Source organism: Vibrio rotiferianus (assembly GCF_002214395.1).
Taxonomy (GTDB): domain Bacteria; phylum Pseudomonadota; class Gammaproteobacteria; order Enterobacterales; family Vibrionaceae; genus Vibrio; species Vibrio rotiferianus.
This window is the reverse complement of sequence record NZ_CP018312.1, coordinates 1,462,198-1,481,545: the sequence shown is the minus strand read 5'-3', so window position 1 is coordinate 1,481,545 and position 19,348 is coordinate 1,462,198. Positions and strand designations below refer to the sequence as shown.

Annotated in this window: 14 protein-coding genes; 8 read left to right on the top strand and 6 right to left on the bottom strand. The window is 42.8% G+C overall.

The window, feature by feature from the left end; genetic code table 11:
* Nucleotides 1–19 precede the first annotated feature (19 nt).
* Nucleotides 20–1,072, bottom strand: coding sequence for a 3-deoxy-7-phosphoheptulonate synthase (locus BSZ04_RS16175; protein ID WP_010448053.1), 1,053 nt, complete (start codon nt 1,070–1,072; stop codon nt 20–22).
* Between the two features lie 459 nt (nt 1,073–1,531).
* Between BSZ04_RS16175 and BSZ04_RS16170 the strand changes: the two genes are divergently transcribed.
* Nucleotides 1,532–2,023 (top strand): PaaI family thioesterase, encoded by a 492-nt coding sequence (locus BSZ04_RS16170; RefSeq protein ID WP_010448051.1) that lies wholly within the window; start codon nt 1,532–1,534, stop codon nt 2,021–2,023.
* 24 nt (nt 2,024–2,047) lie between these two features.
* On the opposite strand, the gene BSZ04_RS16165 is transcribed toward BSZ04_RS16170, so the two are convergent.
* Nucleotides 2,048–3,400 carry a hypothetical protein gene (locus tag BSZ04_RS16165; RefSeq protein ID WP_010448049.1) on the bottom strand — a complete coding sequence of 451 codons (1,353 nt, stop codon included), beginning with the start codon at nt 3,398–3,400 and terminating at the stop codon, nt 2,048–2,050.
* A 166-nt stretch (nt 3,401–3,566) separates the two neighbouring features.
* On the opposite strand from BSZ04_RS16165, the gene BSZ04_RS16160 reads away from it, so the two are divergent.
* Nucleotides 3,567–4,400, top strand: coding sequence for a CvfB family protein (locus tag BSZ04_RS16160; protein WP_071236423.1), 834 nt, complete (start codon nt 3,567–3,569; stop codon nt 4,398–4,400).
* A gap of 343 nt (nt 4,401–4,743) precedes the next feature.
* Here BSZ04_RS16160 and rsmF read toward each other — a convergent pair whose 3' ends face one another.
* From rsmF to BSZ04_RS16140, 4 genes are all read right to left on the bottom strand, one after another.
* Entirely contained in the window at nt 4,744–6,180 is a 1,437-nt protein-coding gene (gene rsmF, locus BSZ04_RS16155; protein WP_088880837.1) for a 16S rRNA (cytosine(1407)-C(5))-methyltransferase RsmF, read from the bottom strand.
* A 138-nt stretch (nt 6,181–6,318) separates the two neighbouring features.
* The gene (locus BSZ04_RS16150) at nt 6,319–8,973 is read right to left on the bottom strand and encodes an MlaD family protein (RefSeq protein WP_010448043.1); all 2,655 of its coding nucleotides are present in this window, start codon (nt 8,971–8,973) and stop codon (nt 6,319–6,321) included.
* Nucleotides 8,970–10,211, bottom strand: coding sequence for a paraquat-inducible protein A (locus BSZ04_RS16145; RefSeq protein ID WP_088880836.1), 1,242 nt, complete (start codon nt 10,209–10,211; stop codon nt 8,970–8,972). Before BSZ04_RS16145 ends, BSZ04_RS16150 begins: the two co-directional genes overlap by 4 nt.
* A 21-nt stretch (nt 10,212–10,232) precedes the next feature.
* Nucleotides 10,233–12,029 (bottom strand): ABC transporter ATP-binding protein, encoded by a 1,797-nt coding sequence (locus tag BSZ04_RS16140; protein ID WP_088880835.1) that lies wholly within the window; start codon nt 12,027–12,029, stop codon nt 10,233–10,235.
* Nucleotides 12,030–12,116: 87 nt separating this feature from the next.
* On the opposite strand from BSZ04_RS16140, the gene BSZ04_RS16135 reads away from it, so the two are divergent.
* The 6 genes from BSZ04_RS16135 (at nt 12,117) to BSZ04_RS16110 (ending at nt 19,325) form a co-directional block, all read left to right on the top strand.
* Nucleotides 12,117–12,590 carry a GAF domain-containing protein gene (locus tag BSZ04_RS16135; RefSeq protein ID WP_010448038.1) on the top strand — a complete coding sequence of 158 codons (474 nt, stop codon included), beginning with the start codon at nt 12,117–12,119 and terminating at the stop codon, nt 12,588–12,590.
* A 97-nt stretch (nt 12,591–12,687) separates the two neighbouring features.
* Entirely contained in the window at nt 12,688–13,314 is a 627-nt protein-coding gene (gene proQ / locus BSZ04_RS16130; RefSeq protein WP_010448036.1) for an RNA chaperone ProQ, read from the top strand.
* Between the two features lie 17 nt (nt 13,315–13,331).
* Nucleotides 13,332–15,326, top strand: coding sequence for a carboxy terminal-processing peptidase (prc, locus tag BSZ04_RS16125; RefSeq protein ID WP_010448034.1), 1,995 nt, complete (start codon nt 13,332–13,334; stop codon nt 15,324–15,326).
* A gap of 209 nt (nt 15,327–15,535) precedes the next feature.
* A complete protein-coding gene (locus BSZ04_RS16120; RefSeq protein ID WP_010448032.1) occupies nt 15,536–16,201 on the top strand; it encodes a hypothetical protein in 666 nt (221 codons plus the stop codon).
* A gap of 232 nt (nt 16,202–16,433) precedes the next feature.
* On the top strand, nt 16,434–19,040 hold the full coding sequence (gene pepN / locus BSZ04_RS16115) for an aminopeptidase N (protein WP_088880834.1): 2,607 nt from the start codon (nt 16,434–16,436) through the stop codon (nt 19,038–19,040).
* A gap of 66 nt (nt 19,041–19,106) precedes the next feature.
* Complete coding sequence (locus BSZ04_RS16110) at nt 19,107–19,325, top strand: DUF2835 domain-containing protein (RefSeq protein WP_010448028.1); 219 nt, start codon at nt 19,107–19,109, stop codon at nt 19,323–19,325.
* Nucleotides 19,326–19,348: the final 23 nt, after the last annotated feature.

The following is a 19,348-nucleotide window of genomic DNA, read 5'->3' as shown; positions in this document are numbered from 1 at the left end:
TTATCTTGTTATAGGGAAATTACTTACTGGATTTTACTGCTTCTGCCAGCATATCTAGCATAGTCACAGTATCATCCCAACTCAGACATGGGTCAGTGATAGATTGACCATAAGTAAGGTTGTTAATATCAGTCATTGGCTGATTGCCTTCAATAATGAAGCTCTCTGCCATGATACCAGCAATACGAGTGCTGCCTGACTTAATTTGGTCACAAATGTCTTGTGCTACTTCTATTTGTTTGCGATGTTGCTTTTGGCAGTTAGCATGGCTGAAGTCTACAATCAAACGTTGTGGCAAGTCGAACTCGGCAAGTGCATCACACGCTTGCTTCACTGATGTCTCATCAAAGTTTGGACCTTTTTCACCACCACGAAGAATGATGTGGCCATAAGGATTACCGCTAGTACGGTAAACCGTCATACGGCCATGCTTGTCTGGAGAGTAGAAGTAATGCGATGCTTTTGATGCACGGATAGCATCAATGGCAATTTTTACGTTACCGTTTGTACCATTCTTAAAGCCAACTGGACATGAAAGAGCAGACGCCATTTCACGGTGGATCTGAGACTCTGTGGTGCGAGCGCCAATCGCTCCCCAAGTAATCAGATCTGCAATGTATTGACCAGTGATCATATCAAGAAACTCAGTAGCAGTAGCAAGACCAAGCTTGTTGATATCCAGTAGCAGTTTACGTGCTTTGTGAAGACCAGCTTCTAGCGCGTATGAACCATCTAGGTTAGGGTCAGTGATAAGACCTTTCCAACCAACTACTGTACGAGGCTTCTCGAAATAAGTGCGCATGACGATAAATAGTTCGTCTTTGTACTTATCTTGAATGCTAGCAAGGCGCGTCGCGTAGTCGATCGCTGCTTCTGTGTCATGCACTGAACAAGGGCCAACGATAGCAAGAATACGATCGTCTTCGCCTGTTAGGATTTTTTCAATTTGACGGCGAGATTGAGCTATACGATCCGCGACATCGTCAGTAATTGGATACACGCTTCCAAGCTCTGCGGGTGTAGGCATTGGACCCAATGGTTGGGTTCTCAATTCATCTGTTTTAATAGGCATGTTATAGCTTTTTTCTCTATTGCGAAGCGGTAAAGATAACGGAATTATAGTTAGGAATAAACCGTTTAACGGTATTCTTACCCAGTAAATAGTGCTTTACCTATGTGGAAGCGCTCATTTATTCACGGCATTTATCTGTGAGGGCGCGTTTTACGCAATGCTATCAATGCATAGCGATTTGATTTTTAGAGCAATATTCCTATTTTCAAACATAACGAATTGAGCGGCGGCAACAGTAGTTGTGAGGGGCTTTATTCAGTTTGATAATGAACTGGTTGTTAGGCTCGACCATGCTCCCTATAAAAGAAGTTAGCGGAGTTTTGGTATATATCGACATACCCGAGAGTAAAATGAAATGACATTGACCTCTGGTTTTAACTTCGTCTTGTTAACATTTCTTTGACATTTAAGGCGTTGGCTGATTAACTGGTCAGACTAGTTTGGTAGGGAGACCAAAAAATGTTGTCAGCAGTGCGTCGTGCAAACTTCTATTTAAATATGTTTGGTTTTACAAAAGTGCCGCTAATTTGGCTATGTAGACCAAAGATATTAGCTATTGACGAGAAGCACGTTGAAGTAAGAATTCCTCTGAAACGACGAACCAAAAACCACCTAAATAGTATGTATTTTGGTGCTTTAGCTGTGGGCGCAGATGTAGCTGGTGGCTTTCTGGCTATGAGTAAAGCGGAAGAGCAAGGTGAGAGGATTTCTTTAGCATTCAAAGGTGTTAAAGCGGATTTTTTGAAGCGTCCAGAGGGTGACGTTCATTTTGTTTGTCATGATGGCCCCTTAATTGATGACATGTTGCGAAGAACATTAGAAACGGGGGAGCGAGTTAACCAAGATGTGAAAATTACGGCTTTGTGTCCAAGTTTGCATGGTGATGAGCCAATGGCAGAGTTCTCTCTTACTCTGTCGATAAAAAAAGCAGCCCAAAAACAAGCTGCTTAACATCATTCATTGTAGAAGTCGTGGTTAGGTCAGTTCTATTTTTTCGATAGAGACGATTTTGGAGCGGTTTAATACGACTTTCCAACGGTAATAAACCGGATCATCCGTGTGGTTGTCTTCTTTGACAATCACATTGAGTAAGTGTCTTTTCTCAACAGACTCTTTACTTACTTGTCCATCCGCCAAGCGATAAACACGGTTTGAGCTTTTATCCATTAGACGAATAATTGGACGCAAGCTGATGTTTAAAGTCTCACGAGTCTGTTCGTAACCACTTAAGAAGAGAGAAGTGGCCATTTCTGTCTTAGCATGGTAATGAAGAATTTGCTCTTCGCGCTGAACAACGCGCTTCTTACGGATATTTTGAATGCGGTCAGGCAAACTCGAAAGTGAGCGGTAATCTAACCATTCCAACTTACGGCCAACGACTTTTTTGGTGGTTGGATCCATGTACTTCTTACGCCACTTTGGCTTACCTTTTCGGATCCAACGCCACATCGCATCACGGAGGTCATCTTTAAAGATTTCGCGTAGAGCATAGATGAAAGACATCGCGATAATAAACGACGCAGAAATCTCACCAAGGTAATCACGAGCAAGAATCACCGTACTTGTGACAACAACCATGACTAAGCCTGTCGCAATACCTTTGATTGCACGCTTGATGTTATTGCCCATCGACATTGTCTTTTCGCGTAAAACGATAGGGTGCTCAATCAAGCGCCTTAGTAAACGCATCTTATTCGATAGACGCGTTACATCATCAACCACACTTGCAGAGTTATAATTGTTCAATTTACGGTGCGCTTGCTCTTTCTCACACAGGGTGATCAAACGCTCTTTAATTGTGCTGTAATCACCTTCTCGTGGAAGATGAGCAACTAACGACAAAAACTTCTGCTCAGTATACCAAGATAGGTAGTTATCAATATTTACGTAGTAGCGCTTGAGGCTTTCTTCATATGGAATCGAGCGACGAAGGCGTTTTAAAATATCCAGCGTTAACTCTATAACTTCATCTACCTCTTCAGCGGTGACGCTGTCACTCTCATGTTTATTCAGCGCTGCTACTGCTTTATCGAGTGCAATGACGTACTGATAGGCGAATAAACTCAGACTCACGCGGTATTGCTGGTTAGATAAACGGCCTCGTTTTGCTAAACGACTGTGCACTAGAGGGAGAAGTACCTCAGTACTGTAATAAGAACGTTTTTGGGTGATCGAGGTATAGTAGAACTCAGACTCACTGATGATGTCGGAATTTAGCCCCAATTCCCCTGGGACAAAAAAGTAGATATCAAGGTCAAGTGTTTTACTCTTTGCCAATGCGTGGCTAATTTTTAAAGTTATTGAGTCTTGTTTATCGACAGTGACCAAGGAAGGCTCCTGATGTTGCTAAAGCAATGTGTACCCATATCACGATAGTTGAATTACTAGGGAGGTGGTTGAACAGCAACAGCATAACAGAGAGGTTTGCTTTTCTCTCTGATTTTCTTGTTAGTTTGGGTATAATTCCCAGTAAATTTAAAAAGAGACAAATTCGATGATTAAAATTGGTCAAATTAACAGCTTAGAAGTCATTAAAACGGCTGATTTTGGCGTATTTCTGGATGGTGAAGATTACGGTTCTGTATTGCTGCCTAACAAGTATGTACCAGAGGGCACAGAACTGGGGGATCACCTAGACGTATTTCTTTACTTTGATTCAGAAAGTCAGCTAGCTGCGACCATTGATAAGCCAATTGCTCAAGTGGGCGAATGGGGACTTATGAAAATCGAAGGCATCAACAAAACGGGTGCATTCGTTAACTGGGGTATTAAAGAGAAAGACCTTCTTATCCCATTCAGCGAGCAACGTGCTCGTTTTACTGCTGGCCAAAATATCCTGGTATACGTATACACAGACAAAGCATCTGGTCGTATCGTAGGTACGACTAAATTCAACAAATGGCTAGATAAAACTCCCGCTAACTATGAAGTAAACGAAGAAGTTAACCTTATCATCGCAGAGCGCAGCCAACTTGGTTACAAAGCGATCGTTAACGGTGAGCACTGGGGTATGATCTTCCCATCAGATGTCTTTGGTAAGCTATTTATCGGTAAGAAACTGAAAGGTTACGTTAAGCAAATTCGTGAAGACGGAAAGATTGACTTAGCGCTTCAAAAAGTTGGTGTTGCGAAGATGGATGACCTATCGAGCAAGATCATGGAACAACTTGAGAAGAAAGGGGGATTCTTACCTCTTAACGATAAGTCTTCTCCAGAAGCAATTTTTGAAGCGTTCCGCACTAGCAAAGGTACTTATAAAAAGACCATTGGCGGGCTATACAAGGACGGTAAGATCGTTATTGAGAAAGACGGTATCCGTCTGGCTTAATAAGCTCGCTAACCCCTCAAAAAAGGTTGCTGGTTGAGTTCGTTATAGCTGATGAGCTTTGAGCTCACGTTGACCAATGCTGCAGCCAAAAAAATGGCCCAAACTCGTCCTTTTTTTGGGCCTAGGGGAAACGGCTCCTTTAGAGCCTGCGCTAAACTCGTCACCAACGTAGGTTGTTGGTAATAGTAGAGAGAAATGCCTATTCAAAGCGAAGCTTTGATACATTCAGTTTAGTACAGGGCACTCGAATCGCTAGTGAGCTCAGCTCCAATCATGCTTTATAACTAAAAAGCCATCGTAAATACGATGGCTTTTCATTTATTTATAGCATGTTAATTTGTTACTAAAATAAGTTCTTATCACGCACAAGTTCGCGTGGCAGACCGTTTTTAATGCGATTGCTGACCCATTTTCCAAGACCAATGATCGCACCTTCGTACTTAACGAACACTTCGCCTTTACCTGTCTTCATATCTGCTGGAATGTTTTGTGGGCGAACGTCGCGACCCATGTACCACTCGCGTGCTTCTTCAATCGTTAACTCAATAGCATTTTTCTCATCGCCGGTAGCTAGAGCCGTTGCGACTTGGTGTTGCCAGCGGTAACCGTTTTTGTGTGACTCGGCAATCTTTATCCCCATACGAGAGAAACGCAGTTCACCAATCATTGGCTCTAGCGCGTCAGGGAAAAGCCAAACATCTTTCTCGCGAATCCAAACTGTGCTGTCTTCAGGCACTTTGATATCCATCGTATTTTGTAGCTGTTTAGCAATCTCTGCTGACTCTTTGTTCGATGCTTTCACAAATGGGAATTTACCCATGCGCTTTTTCACCTTTGGTGCTTCTACTGCAGCAAGCTTACGAATGCGTGCCACGAAAAAGCCCTCACAGTCATAGACTTGCGGGAAAATATGCAAGAAGCCTTCTTCTGTAAGCGCCGCTTCGGCATTTTCGAACAGATCTTTTAAGCTTTCGAATTCAACTGCGTCACCAAATGTCTCTTTCAGGTGATGACAAACTTGTTGGTTTTCTTCCGTGCTTAGCGTACAGGTTGAATAAACCATTACGCCGCCTGGCTTTAGAGCGTGGAACGCACTTTCAATCAGGTCTTTCTGAGTATCTGCAATTTCTACTACTGACGCTTGCGTCCAGTTTTTCATTGCATCTTCATCTTTACGAACCGTACCTTCACCGGAACAAGGTGCGTCGAGTAAAACGGCATCAAACTGTTCAGGTAGCCAACCACCAAAGACACGGCCATCGAAGTTGCTAAGCGCGGCGTTACGAACGCCACAACGTTCGATGTTGGCGTGTAACACTTTGACACGACTCGCTGCGTATTCATTTGCAACCAATACGCCTTCGTTATTCATCAACGCGGCGATTTGAGTCGTTTTAGAACCTGGCGCTGCGGCAGTATCTAGAACGGCATCGTATGACTCATCGTTCATGAATAGGGCAGATACAGGCATCATAGAGCTGGCTTCTTGAATGTAGAAAAGCCCAGACATGTGCTCAGCAGTATTTCCAAGAGGTACAATCGACTCATCAGCTTCGATCCAAAAACCTGTTTCACACCAGGGTACAGGGAAAAGTGTCCAGCCTTTTGCTTCTGCGCGCTCTAGAAACGCTTCTACACTTATCTTCAGTGTGTTTACACGAATACTTTTGCGAAGTGGCTTTTGGCACGATGCGATAAAGTCTTCCATGTTAAGGTGAGCAGGGAGAATAGTTTGGATTTTTTCCAGAAAAGCTTCTGGGATGTAAACATTAGGATGCAAAGTGAAATCTCGATTGCAGAATTTGCTGCAAATAATATACGAAAGCGACTCAGAAACGAATAGTCATGCGGCGATGAGTCATAAAAAAAGAGCAGCGATTGCTGCTCTTTAGATCGAGATTATTATCGCTTCTCGCGATTATGGTTTTGGAATGGCGGTGCGCCATTTTGACCAGTTCTCGTCTGCTTGTGGGTACAGATAGAATGATTGACCATCTTTTGCCGCAGGCGGGATTTGTGATTGTTCCGGGGTAGAGAAAGCAATACCTCCACGAACTAAGCTATCAAATGTGCCTGCTTTGATGTTCGCGCCAGTAATGCCAATTGATACATCTACACCTGAGACATTCCAGAACACACTATTTTGACGAACAAGGTAAGCGTATTCAGGTTGTATCTCAATCTTAGTGACAATACGATCCGCAAACTCGCCAAGACGAACATCAGTCACGCTGCCAACCTCCATTTGACGATATAGAATTGGGGTGCCAACCTGAACTGAACCTCGCTGCTCACTTTGAAGTGTGAATGAGATGCCTTTTTCTGCTTGCTGACTTTTGGCTAAATCAAATTTAAATTTTTCTGCACCATGACCAGGTTCAACACTGATTGATTTTGAGACCAACGCACCTAAGTTTTTCACGCCACCTAGCCCTATCTCGGGTTCAGTTAGCCAGAAGTGTGAGCCTGTAACAGCAACATCACTGACAAACTCTGGCAGAATTCGAGCAGTGACGTCGATATGCTCTTGTTTAAAGTTCGGTACAACTAAGGTAACTTCACCGACTTTCACTCCTTGGTAATTAATCGGCATGCCTTTTGTTACTTCTTGAGTCCCATCGGTGACCAGTTCAATGATTCGGCCAAACTTACGCGCTTTGTTCTGGTCATTATAAAGCTTCCAGTTCTGTCCAATTTTATTCTCAATCCCTGGAATAGAATCGAAGGCGATACCACCTTTTATCAGCGTTTTTAATGGATGAGCTTTGACGCTAATACCAGCCAATGACGCTTCAACTTCTACTCCTGAACGGTTCCAAAATACCGTTTGGTTAGTAAGTAGGTGTGCATATCGATTTTCAATTGTCGCTTTTACAATTACACCGCCATCAACGAGGTTGAAGTCAGAGACACTTCCGACAGGAAGGTTGCGGTAGAGTAGAGGACTGCCTTTTGAAATAGGAGGAAGCTCGTTGGCGAAGAGCGTCAAAGTTTGTGACCCGCTTTGATTATATTTTGCTAATTCCGCAAGAGAAGCACTTTGGAACAATTGATACTCACTAGTGATGGACTCTTTTCCTTCACTAACGAAACTGATTGAACCGGTTAGAAGCTGCTTTGCTGGTGGCACGGTGACGCTTAATCCTGATTCAGTTAACTCAGCAGAAGCACTGCCGGTCACATAGAAGCGGTTATTAGATTTAATTAAGTGCTTGAACTCATGGTCAATGAGGACATCCATAAACACTTCATGTTTCACTTGCGTAGCGCTCTCTTTATCTAGCAAGCCAACGTTGATAATCGAACCTACAACGATTCCTTTGTATAAGACATTTGCCCCAGTATCTAAGCCAAATGAGTTGTCTGACACTAAGCGAATGGCGATAGACTTTTCTTGCTGTTGATTGAAATCTGTTTTACGAATAGCACTGAAACGACGAGCGCGATCGCCTTGCTCTGGGACGATGGTAAGGAAATTACCGCGAACTAGGTTAGTGATATTTTCCACCCCAGAGAGTGACACTTTCGCTTCTTCTAAGATGAACTTTGTATTTGTTGTCAACATGTCGCTAAACGCTGGCTGAATCGCAGCAGAGGCTAGAATTAACTCTCTACCCTCAGATAGCCCCAAGTCTGTGATTTGGCCAATCTCAATGCCGCGGTACATGATTGGTGCGCCTTCACCGCTAATATTGTTGTCGTCGGGTAGTGCGATCTTAATCGGAATACCTCGACCAGCCGTTTTTAGATCGCGATACAGTCTGAACTGCTTGTTTTCTTCTACTGGTTCACCATCATCCGGGGAATCAACGGCTATTGCCCCACCAAGAAGGGCACTCATGCTCTCTAAACGAACATCTACGCCATCAAAACCGATGCTCGCACCAATACCACTCACATTCCAAAAGCGACTTCGGTTATTAATAATGTGTCGGTACTGCTCTTGAATGTTGGCATGGATCGAAATGGATTTTGCGTCTTCATTTAACTGGTAGCTGTACACTTCGCCGATAGGGATCTTTTTATAGACAATCTGAGACCCAACCGACACGCCACCCAAATCCTTACTCTTGAGTATGATATTAAGACCTTGAGTGACGCGAAGATCAGTAGGTGCTGAATCTAACGCATGAAATGTTGTTTCGTATTCTTTGCTATTGCCTGGCTGAATAGAAATATAGTTACCAGAAACTAAGGCGTCTAAGCCCGAGACACCAGACAAACTCGCCGTCGGTTTAACTAGCCAAAATCGGGTACTTTCATTCAATAGCTTTGTGGCTTCTGGATAAATATCCGCATCAACGTAAATGTTACTGAGGTCTTTAGATAAGTTGATGTCTCTGACGATACCTACCTCTAACCCTTGATATCGGATCGTCGTTCTGCCCGCTACTAATCCCGCGGCGTCAGAAAAGTAAATTTGTACTCGTTGACCTGCATCGTGAATGGATTTAACCACTAACCAGCCGGCAAGTACCATGGTAAGAATAGGTAATAGCCAAAGAGGAGACAGGCCAATACTTTTCTTTACGTCAGGGGAGTAAGAATTTTGAGAACTATTCTGAACACTCATTTATGAACTCTTTTTTTATAGTCTGGAGCATTATCCCAAATAAGCCTTGGGTCTATGCTATCTGCTGCGAGCATAGTTAAAACAACTACTATTCCAAATGCGACTGCACCATAACCTGGTGTGAAATCTAAAATCTGTCCACGGTCGACTAGCGTCATCATTATTGAAATAACGAATAAATCCATTACTGACCATTTGCCAATCCATTTTACAGCGAAGTAAACCATCATACGCTGTTTATGAAATACAGAACGCTTGAACTTGATGCAAAGTAGGATATAGGCCAAACCTAAAATCTTGATGACGGGGACGATGATACTGGCGACAAATATAATAATTGCAATGCCGTACATGCCATTTTTAACTAATCCAGCAACACCTGAAAAGATTGTATCTTCTAAACGTCGTCCATTTGTGATCAAGATAGATATAGGAATTAAGTTAGCGGGGAAGATTGCAATCGTCGCTGCAATTAAGTACGCCCACGTTTTTTGAATGGAGTTTGGTTTTCGATGATATAGCTCATGATGGCATCGTTGACATTTATCACCTTCGGGCTGTGAAAGGTGACACTCATGACAATGAATATCTTTGTGCTCGAAGTGAAAAGCTCGTTCTGGTTGCCAGGCTTCCCAATATCGACGAACGCTGATACGGGTGATTAATAATACAGTAAACAATTGAAGGAGAACTAAGCCAATAAGCCCAGGACCAACGAAAATATCTGAGTAATCTTGGAGCTTAAAACATGAAATGGCGATGCTAACAAGAAATACGTCAATCATCACCCAATGCTTTAGGTGTTGAACAAGCCAGAGTGAGATACGCATACCGTTAAACCAGCGGATCTTCATCGATGCATGAGCGACGACAACAGAGCTACAAACGATAAATGGAGCTAGAGAACTACAAAATAGAATCAAAAGTGACAGCGCAACGAAACCTTCGTCCATTAACGTAATCATTCCAGCAGGGAGGGTTGCCGGGATCATGACCCCAACTAAACGAATACTGATGAAGTCAAAGAAGTGGGAAGGGATGAACAGTAATAAGCAAGTGACGGCAATTGCCAGATTCCCAGAAAGGCTAGGAGAGCCTCCACGATAAAGTTGCGTGCCACATCGAGGACAATAGGCGTGTTTCCCTCTAGGTAGAAGGAGGGTATCGACAGGTAATTCGCAACCCTGACATAGTCTGACATTGTCAGGGTTATTTGCATGCTTATCTAGAGAGGCCAATATGACCTCCCTGCGATAATACTAAACGTGGGACTGAACTCCCCCGTATAACGTTTGGTACAAACCTTCTTGTTCAACTAACTCACCATGCGTGCCCGACTGGGTGACTTTTCCATCTTCAAGTACGTAAATTAAATCAGCTTGTTTTACTGCAGACAGCCTGTGCGCAACGATTAAAGTGGTTCTGCCGTTCAGAAACTCTGTTAACGCCTTATGGAGCGCTGCTTCCGTAGCGGTATCTAATGCTGATGTCGCCTCATCAAGTATTACAAACTGAGGATCGCTTAACACCATACGAGCAATGGCCAATCTCTGTCTTTGTCCACCAGACAATCGGATACCGTTCCTACCGATTTGGGTGTTTAAACCATTGTCTAATTGCTTCATTACGTCTTGTAACTGAGCAACTTCTAATGCGCGCCACAAAGACAACTCATCAAAGTCACCACCAAGCGTAAGATTATGCCTTAGCGTGTCGTTAAATAATATAGGTTGCTGTAATACAACGGCAATTTTATTACGAATTACATCGAAGCTTATATCTTCACTGAGTTCATCATTAAAACGTATGTTTCCAGAGTTTTGTCGATAAACACCAATTAATAGTTGGATCAGTGTGGATTTACCTCCACCAGAAGCACCAACCAGTGCCACTTTTTTACCCGGTGGAATGTGCAGTGAGAGGTTATCCAAGACCTTTACCTCACTATTGTATGAAAAATCTACATTCTCGATTTTAACATCAACTTCTTGGCCTTTGTTGAAAGGATTTACCTTAGAAACAGGTCTATGTTCTTCCTCGAGTTCAAGAAGGTCATTGATGCGTTTTAGGGCAGCTTTAGCGCTGTACCAAGAAAACTGAATGCCTAATAGCTCTTGTACTGGGGACAACATAAACCAAAGATAGCCAAAGACCGCAAAAATCTGACCGATGGTGAGGTCACTGAACATCACCATGAGCATTGCGACGGCACGGAAAAGTTCAAAACCGATTAAGAAAAGAAGGAAGGACACACGACCAGCTGCCTCTGACTGCCAGGCGTATTTGTCTGCGTCGATACGGATCTGATCAGCATCGAATTTTAACTGTTGAAGAAACTCACGTTCTTTGTTGGCTGCTCGCAATTGGTAGATGCCATCTAAAGTTTCAACCAATCGGTTTTGGAAAACTTCGAATGAGTGGTTCTCTTTGCGCTTAAGATGTTTGACCGTACTTCCCAGCTTGCGTGAAAAGTAGATAATGATAGGGTTCACTAGAAGAATGAATAATCCAAGACGCCAGTCTAACCACAAGAGAATGATGGCCGTACCTATGACGGTGAGTAAGCTAATAACAAATTTAGCTAACGTAGAACCGATAAACTTATCTATGGTCTCTATGTCAGTGATAAGGTGAGCGTTGATGCCGCCGCTACCTTTTGTTTCATATTGGCGAATACTTATCCGACCAAGTTTGTCGATCATCTTGCTTCTCATTCCATAAGTAATCGTCTTTGAAACAAGAGTAAACTGGCGGCTTTGAACTATGTTAAGCGCTTGGCTGGCAGCGCGCATGAGAACAACAAGGAAGAGAGTAAAGAAGATATAACCCGTAGGAGTATGCCATGCCTCTGGTAAAACAAGATTCATGGCTGCCAAACCAGAAGCTGGCTTATCGAGTAGTACTTCATCGACCATAAGTGGCATCAGAAGTGGGATAGGAACACTAATCAGAGTTGCTAAAACCGCAATAAAGTTAGCCAAAGCCAATTTAGACTTGTGCTTTTTTGCTTGAGTTATCAACCAAGAACGGCTAATAGTGTCATTTCGTGAAGTCATTGTAATGAGAATAAGTCCTATTAAATTTTAGGCGAGCATTGTATTCACTAATAATGGAAGCCTCAACAGAATAATTTGGAAGTTAATATGACCATAGAACAATACCAAACACTTACCAAACAGGCGGTTGCACTTATCGAGTCGGAACCGGATTTAATTGCAAATCTTGCGAACATAAGTTCACTTTTATTTATGGAACTAGAAAACCTAAACTGGGCGGGATTTTATTTGAAAAAAGGAAACGAGCTCGTTCTTGGTCCGTTTCAAGGTAAACCCGCTTGTGTGCGTATCCCTATGGGGCGAGGAGTATGCGGAACTGCGGCGCAAACTAATCGCGTACAAAGAGTGTACGACGTACACGAGTTTGAAGGTCATATAGCGTGTGATGCAGCAAGTAACTCAGAAATAGTTCTGCCATTTACGATTAATGGGGAAGTGGCTGGTGTACTTGATATTGATAGCCCAAGTATTGGTCGTTTTAATGAAATTGATGAGCAAGGCCTCACACATTTCATGTTAGAAGTAGAAAAGCTGCTTAATTCGCACGCTAACGACGCATAAATTCGCCCTCGAGTGTGGTTTTTCCTTGGCATGTCACTATAATACGAGAATATTTTTCTTAATGCTTCGCGGAAATCCGCTCAAATCAGGAACCCTCATGACTGAAAAGTTAAAAAACAGCAAAGAAGTTATCGCATATATTGCTGAATGTTTCCCTAAGTGCTTTACTTTAGAAGGTGAAGCAAAGCCTCTGAAAATTGGTATTTTTCAAGATCTTGCGGAACGTCTAAATGAAGACGAAAAAGTAAGCAAAACTCAGCTTCGTGCAGCGTTAAGACAGTACACTTCATCATGGCGTTACCTACACGGCGTAAAACCTGGTGCGGTACGTGTTGATCTAGATGGCAACCCTTGTGGTGAACTAGAAGAAGAGCACGTAGATCACGCTAAAGCAACACTAGCTGAGAGCAAAGCTAAAGTGCAGGCTCGTCGTAAAGAGCAAGCTCAAAAGGCTCGTGAAGAAGGTAAAGCTAAGGCAAAACCATCGGCTAAAAAACCTCAACAGCCTCGTCGTACTAACAAACCAAAAGTACAAAAAGAGAATAAGCCTGTAGAAACACGCGCATTAAACGCTGATGAAATCACAGTAGGCAATGCAGTAAACGTGAACATGGGTAAAGGAAACATGGCAGCGACCATTGTTGAAGTCAATAAGGATGATGTACGTGTTCAACTTGCTAACGGCCTACAAATGGTTGTAAAAGCGGAGCACTTGCGCGCATAAGGGAGATACTCCTACGCATGAATTGCCGTTCAAAAGTGACACTGATTGCTGCTAGCTTAATGCTAGCAGCTTCAGCTCAGGCTCTAGAAGCCAAACTAAACAAAGATGATTTGCCGGTTCTCGCTCCTGAAGTTCAGCACGAAACAGCCAGCAAACGTGTAACATCTCGATTCACACGATCTCACTATAAGCACTTCAATCTTAACGATGATTTCTCCAAAGCGATCTTTGAGCGCTACGTAGAAATGCTTGATTACAATAGAAATATTTTTACTCAAGCCGATATCGACTCTTTCAAAGATTGGTCAATCAGCCTTGATGATCAACTTAAAGCTGGCAACAACAAGATTGCTTTTGATGTTTATAACCTTTCGATGCAGAAGCGCTTTGATCGTTTCGCCTATGCACTGACTCTACTCGATAACGAAATCAAGTTTGATACTGATGAATTTATTGAATTAGATCGCTCTGAAGCTGCTTGGCCAAAAGATGAAGCGGAATTGAATGAACTGTGGCGTAAGCGTGTTAAATATGACGCTCTTAACCTCAAGATGACTGGTAAAGAATGGCCAGAAATTAAAGAGGTATTAGAGAAGCGTTATAACAACGCAATGAAACGTATCACTCAAACTCGCAACGAAGACGCTTTCCAACTTTACATGAACGCTTTCGCTCGTGAAGTTGATCCTCATACCAGCTATTTGTCCCCACGAAATGCAGAGCAGTTCCAGTCAGAAATGAACCTTTCCCTAGAAGGAATTGGTGCTGTGCTTCAAATGACGGATGATTATACCGTTATTCGATCCTTAGTGGCTGGTGGACCAGCATCTAAGAGCAAACAGCTAGGTGAGGGCGACCGAATTATTGGTGTTGGTCAGGATGGCGAAGAAGTTGTAGACGTGATTGGTTGGCGTCTTGATGATGTCGTACAGTTAATTAAGGGGCCAAAAGGCACTAAAGTTAATCTGCAAGTCTTGCCAGAAGGTAAAGATGCGAAGAGTTACGTTGTCACTATTGTCCGTGATAAAGTACGTCTAGAAGATCGTGCAGTTAAATCTGAAATTATCGAGAAAGATGGCAAGAAGATAGGGGTACTTGAAGTTCCTAGCTTCTACGTTGGTCTTTCTAAAGATACCGATAAACTGCTATCTGAGCTGAAATCGAAAAACGTTGATGGCGTGATCGTAGATCTGCGTAACAACGGTGGTGGTGCACTGACTGAAGCAACGGCATTAACAGGTCTCTTTATTAAAGAAGGTCCAGTTGTGCAAGTTCGTGATAGTTACGGTCGTATCAAAGTGAATGCGGATACCGATGGTGAAGTTAGCTACGATGGTCCTCTCACAGTGTTGATCAACCGCTACAGTGCTTCGGCGTCTGAGATCTTTGCTGCAGCAATGCAGGATTACAACCGTGCAGTCATTCTTGGCGAAAACTCGTTTGGTAAGGGTACTGTACAGCAGCACCGTTCATTAAATCATATCTATGATTTGTTTGATAAGGAACTGGGCTACGTTCAATACACGATTCAAAAGTTTTACCGCATTGATGGTGGCAGCACTCAGAACCGTGGTGTAGCGCCAGACATCGCTTATCCAACTCCGGTTGAGCCAAGTGAAACAGGTGAAAGTGTTGAAGACAATGCACTACCTTGGGATAGCATTGATAAAGCAAAATATCAGACTTTCCCTAGCAATGAAGCACTTGTGACTGAGCTAACTGAGCTTCATAACAAACGAATTGCCGACGAAATGGAATTCCGATTCATTAAAGAAGATATCGAGAAGTACCGTAAAGAGAAAGACGATAACTTATTGTCTCTTAACGAGAAAGTACGTGAAGACGAATCGGATAAAGCGGAAGCATTACGTTTAGAGCGCATTAATGAACGTCAGACTGCAATGGGTAAAGAACCATTCAAGACGTTAGACGATGTGCCAAAAGACTACGAAGCCCCAGATGTTTATTTAGATGAATCTGTCGCGGTGATGGTTGATATGCTTAAGAGCTAAGTATTCAGTCATAACGACTAGCAATTCAATATAAAAAGAGCGAGTCATTTTGATTCGCTCTTTTTTTGTGTACTTTTACCGTAATGTTTACGCTAAATACGATGATTCATACTCTTAATTCTCACCAATAATTTACGTGATCTAGATCAAATATATCGCAAAAATGAGTTCTAGTGCCTAAGCTAAAAGAAAACGATAAGGATACCGTTATGAAATGGTTTGTTGTTTTACTTAGCTTTTGTTGCTTCAGTGTTTTTAGTGCGGAAATAAACAAAGAAGACGAACTTAGTCATTTTGATACACCTTTTCTCATCGGTGACTGGTATTTAATGAATCCTAATCCTGATGATTCTGCTGAAAACTTCAGAGCCATTAAGCTGACTCTAGGCTCGGACTACACTTTTTCGATCGATATTCAGAAAAAAGACTACTCGATTGACCATTGGGAAGGGATGTACAACGCTAACGAAGATACCATTGTCCTGGGCTTGAACACAGACCAACCGCAAATTTATGCATATCGAAATAATCACAACACACTAGACCTGAACGGTGTAACCTTTACCAAAGGGTTGTCGAATGCACTTGCTGGTATTTGGTCCAGCTCGCAAGTTGGTGGGGACGGTATGCTTGCCAATAACATCAGCCAAATGGATTTGATATTGCAGCCAGATTTTGTGTTTATGTTCCGAGTTTCAAATGAAGCAGGAGAGGAGTCGGTTAAGCAGGGCGTGTTTTACACCGAGGGAGAACATTTAGTTCTTCTGTACGAGAATGGTGAGCACGGTACACGTTACAAATTGAATCAAAATATGCTGACGATTGAGGACTCTAATGGAGATATGTACGCAGTACTTAATCGAGTGACACCTTAAATGATTCATTCAGATGATTTCACGTTTGTTTATTAATAGTGAAATATTCTGATGTTGATTAAATGTTAAACGGAAAGCGGAGCTAAGCCACTAAAAGCTCCGTTTTTTTATAGAAAGACTTGTATTCTGATACCATAACCCCTACAAATAGCTTATATCGTGATACCAGTGTGAGGTGTTTGAGCCTCTAGTCCTGGTATTTTTGTGGTTCTATATACAAGGATTTATGGACATGTCTCAAGCTCCCCAAGCGAAATATCGCAAAGATTATAAGGCGCCAACTCATACCATTACTGATATCGATTTGACGTTTGATCTTTATGACAACGACACAATCGTCACAGCAGTATCAAAAGTCGTTCAAAAGGGTGAATCAACCACGTTAGAACTGGACGGTGAAGGGCTAGAGCTACGCTCCGTAAAAGTGAATGGTGAAGATTGGTCTCATCATGAAGTCAAAGAAGCTTCATTAGTTCTTACTGATCTGCCAAAAGAATTTGAATTAGAAATTGTTACTAAGGTTGACCCAGAAGCCAACACAGCGCTTGAAGGCCTATACAAATCAGGTGGTGCATTTTGCACGCAATGTGAAGCAGAAGGTTTCCGTCGTATTACTTACTATCTAGATCGCCCAGACGTTCTTGCAAAATACACAACGAAAGTGATTGCGGACAAAGGCGTGTATCCATTCCTACTGAGCAATGGTAACCGTATTGCAGAAGGTGAAGCAGAAAATGGTCGTCATTGGGTTCAGTGGCAAGACCCACATCCAAAGCCTGCTTATTTGTTTGCGTTAGTTGCTGGTGACTTTGATGTTCTACGTGACAAATACACGACAACATCTGGCCGTGAAGTTGACCTAGAAATCTTTGTAGATAAAGGCAACCTTGACCGAGCAGGTCATGCAATGACTTCGCTTATCAACTCAATGAAGTGGGACGAAGATCGTTTTGGTCTTGAGTACGATCTTGATATCTACATGATCGTTGCGGTTGATTTCTTTAACATGGGCGCGATGGAAAACAAAGGTTTGAACATCTTCAACTCGAAGTTTGTTCTGGCGAATGAAAAAACGGCTACTGACCGCGAATACCTAGGTATTGAAGCGGTCATCGGTCATGAATACTTCCATAACTGGACAGGTAACCGAGTGACTTGTCGCGACTGGTTCCAACTGAGCTTGAAAGAAGGTCTAACGGTGTTCCGTGATCAAGAGTTCTCATCAGATCTTGGCTCACGTGCAGTTAACCGTATCGATAATGTTCGTATTATCCGTGGCCCTCAGTTTGCGGAAGACTCAAGCCCAATGTCACACCCAATTCGTCCTGATAAAGTTATTGAAATGAATAACTTCTACACGCTAACCGTGTACGAAAAGGGCAGCGAAGTTATCCGTATGTACCACACGCTACTTGGCGAAGAAGGTTTCCAAAAAGGCATGAAGCTTTACTTTGAGCGTCATGACGGTACGGCTGCAACGTGTGAAGATTTCGTTTCTGCAATGGAAGATGCAACCGGCGTTGACCTCAAGCAATTCCGCCTATGGTACAGCCAATCGGGTACACCAACACTTCGTGTAAACAGTGAATACAATGCAGAAGCAAAAACTTACGCCCTAACGGTTGAACAGTTCACTGAAGCAACACACGAACAAGCAGAAAAACAAGCACTACATATTCCGTTTGATATCGAACTTTACGCACAAAATGGTGATGTGATTCCACTGGTTATCAACGGCGAATCAGTACACAACGTTCTGGATGTGAAACAAGACAAGCAGACTTTCGTATTCGAAAACGTAGCAGAACAGCCAGTGCCATCATTGCTTCGTGAGTTTTCTGCACCAGTTAAATTGGAATACGACTACAGTGATGATGAACTGATTTTCTTGATGAAGCATGCGACAAACGATTTTGCTCGTTGGGATGCTAGCCAAATGCTACTAGCGAAATACATTCGTCAAAACGTAGCCAATGTTCAAGCGGGTGGTGAGGTTAAATTATCTGAAGACTTAATCGATGCATTCCGAGGCGTGTTACTTGATTCGAATCTTGAACCTGCGTTTATCGCACAAGTTCTGTCTTTGCCTTCAATCAACGAAATCACAGGTTGGTACAAGCAGATCGATATTGATGCGGTAGATACGGTACTGAATGGCATTACAGTGTCACTTTCTAAAGAATTAGAAGATGAACTGAGTGCGACTTACCACGCATTGAACCAAGCAGAGTACAGCATTGATCACGACGCTATTGGTAAACGAGCTTTGCGTAACCAATGTCTGCAGTTCTTAGCTTACACTGAAAAGGGTAACGAGCTAGCGAAAGCACAGTACGAGTCATCAAACAACATGACAGACACTATCGCAGCTATGAGTGCTGCGAACAGTGCTCAACTTGAATGCCGCGAAACACTCATGGCGGATTACAGCGACAAGTGGAAGCACGATGGTCTGGTTATGGACAAGTGGTTTGTTCTTCAGGGCAGCAACCCAGTAGAAAACGCACTTGATAAAGTGAAAGAAACCATGAGCCACGAAGCGTTTAGCTTGAAAAACCCGAACCGTACGCGTAGTTTGATTGGCTCGTTCTTGAACGCAAACCCAGTTCGCTTTCATGATAAGTCTGGTTCTGGCTACAAGTTTGCGGGCGAGATCCTTCGTCAGTTGAACGATAGTAACCCACAAGTAGCGTCTCGTATGATCGATCCTCTGCTGAAGTTCCGTAAATACGATGAAGGTCGTCAAGCATTGATCCGTGCAGAGCTTGAAAAGCTTAAAGCGATGGACAATCTGGCGAAAGACTTGTTCGAAAAAGTGACTAAAGCACTAGACGAATAATCGACAAAAGAATAGGGTGGTCGTCACGATCACCCTAGCTATTTGTTCTGACAATAATCCATTCCCATGAACCAGTATTACTTCTCTCTCAACATCTCTTACCAAACATTTCTTTCACACTATTCTGGCGTAGCGAGTTCGGTTCAAGTCATTACCGACAACGGTTTGAGGCTGCAACTAGATGCATCAAAATTTCGACCATTTCTTAGTCAATTAGGCATTCGAGGTCGTTTTAGGCTCACAACTGACCAAAATAATAAGTTTCTAAAGTTAGAAACTCTGTGATGCCTGATATTCCTAGTGAGTTA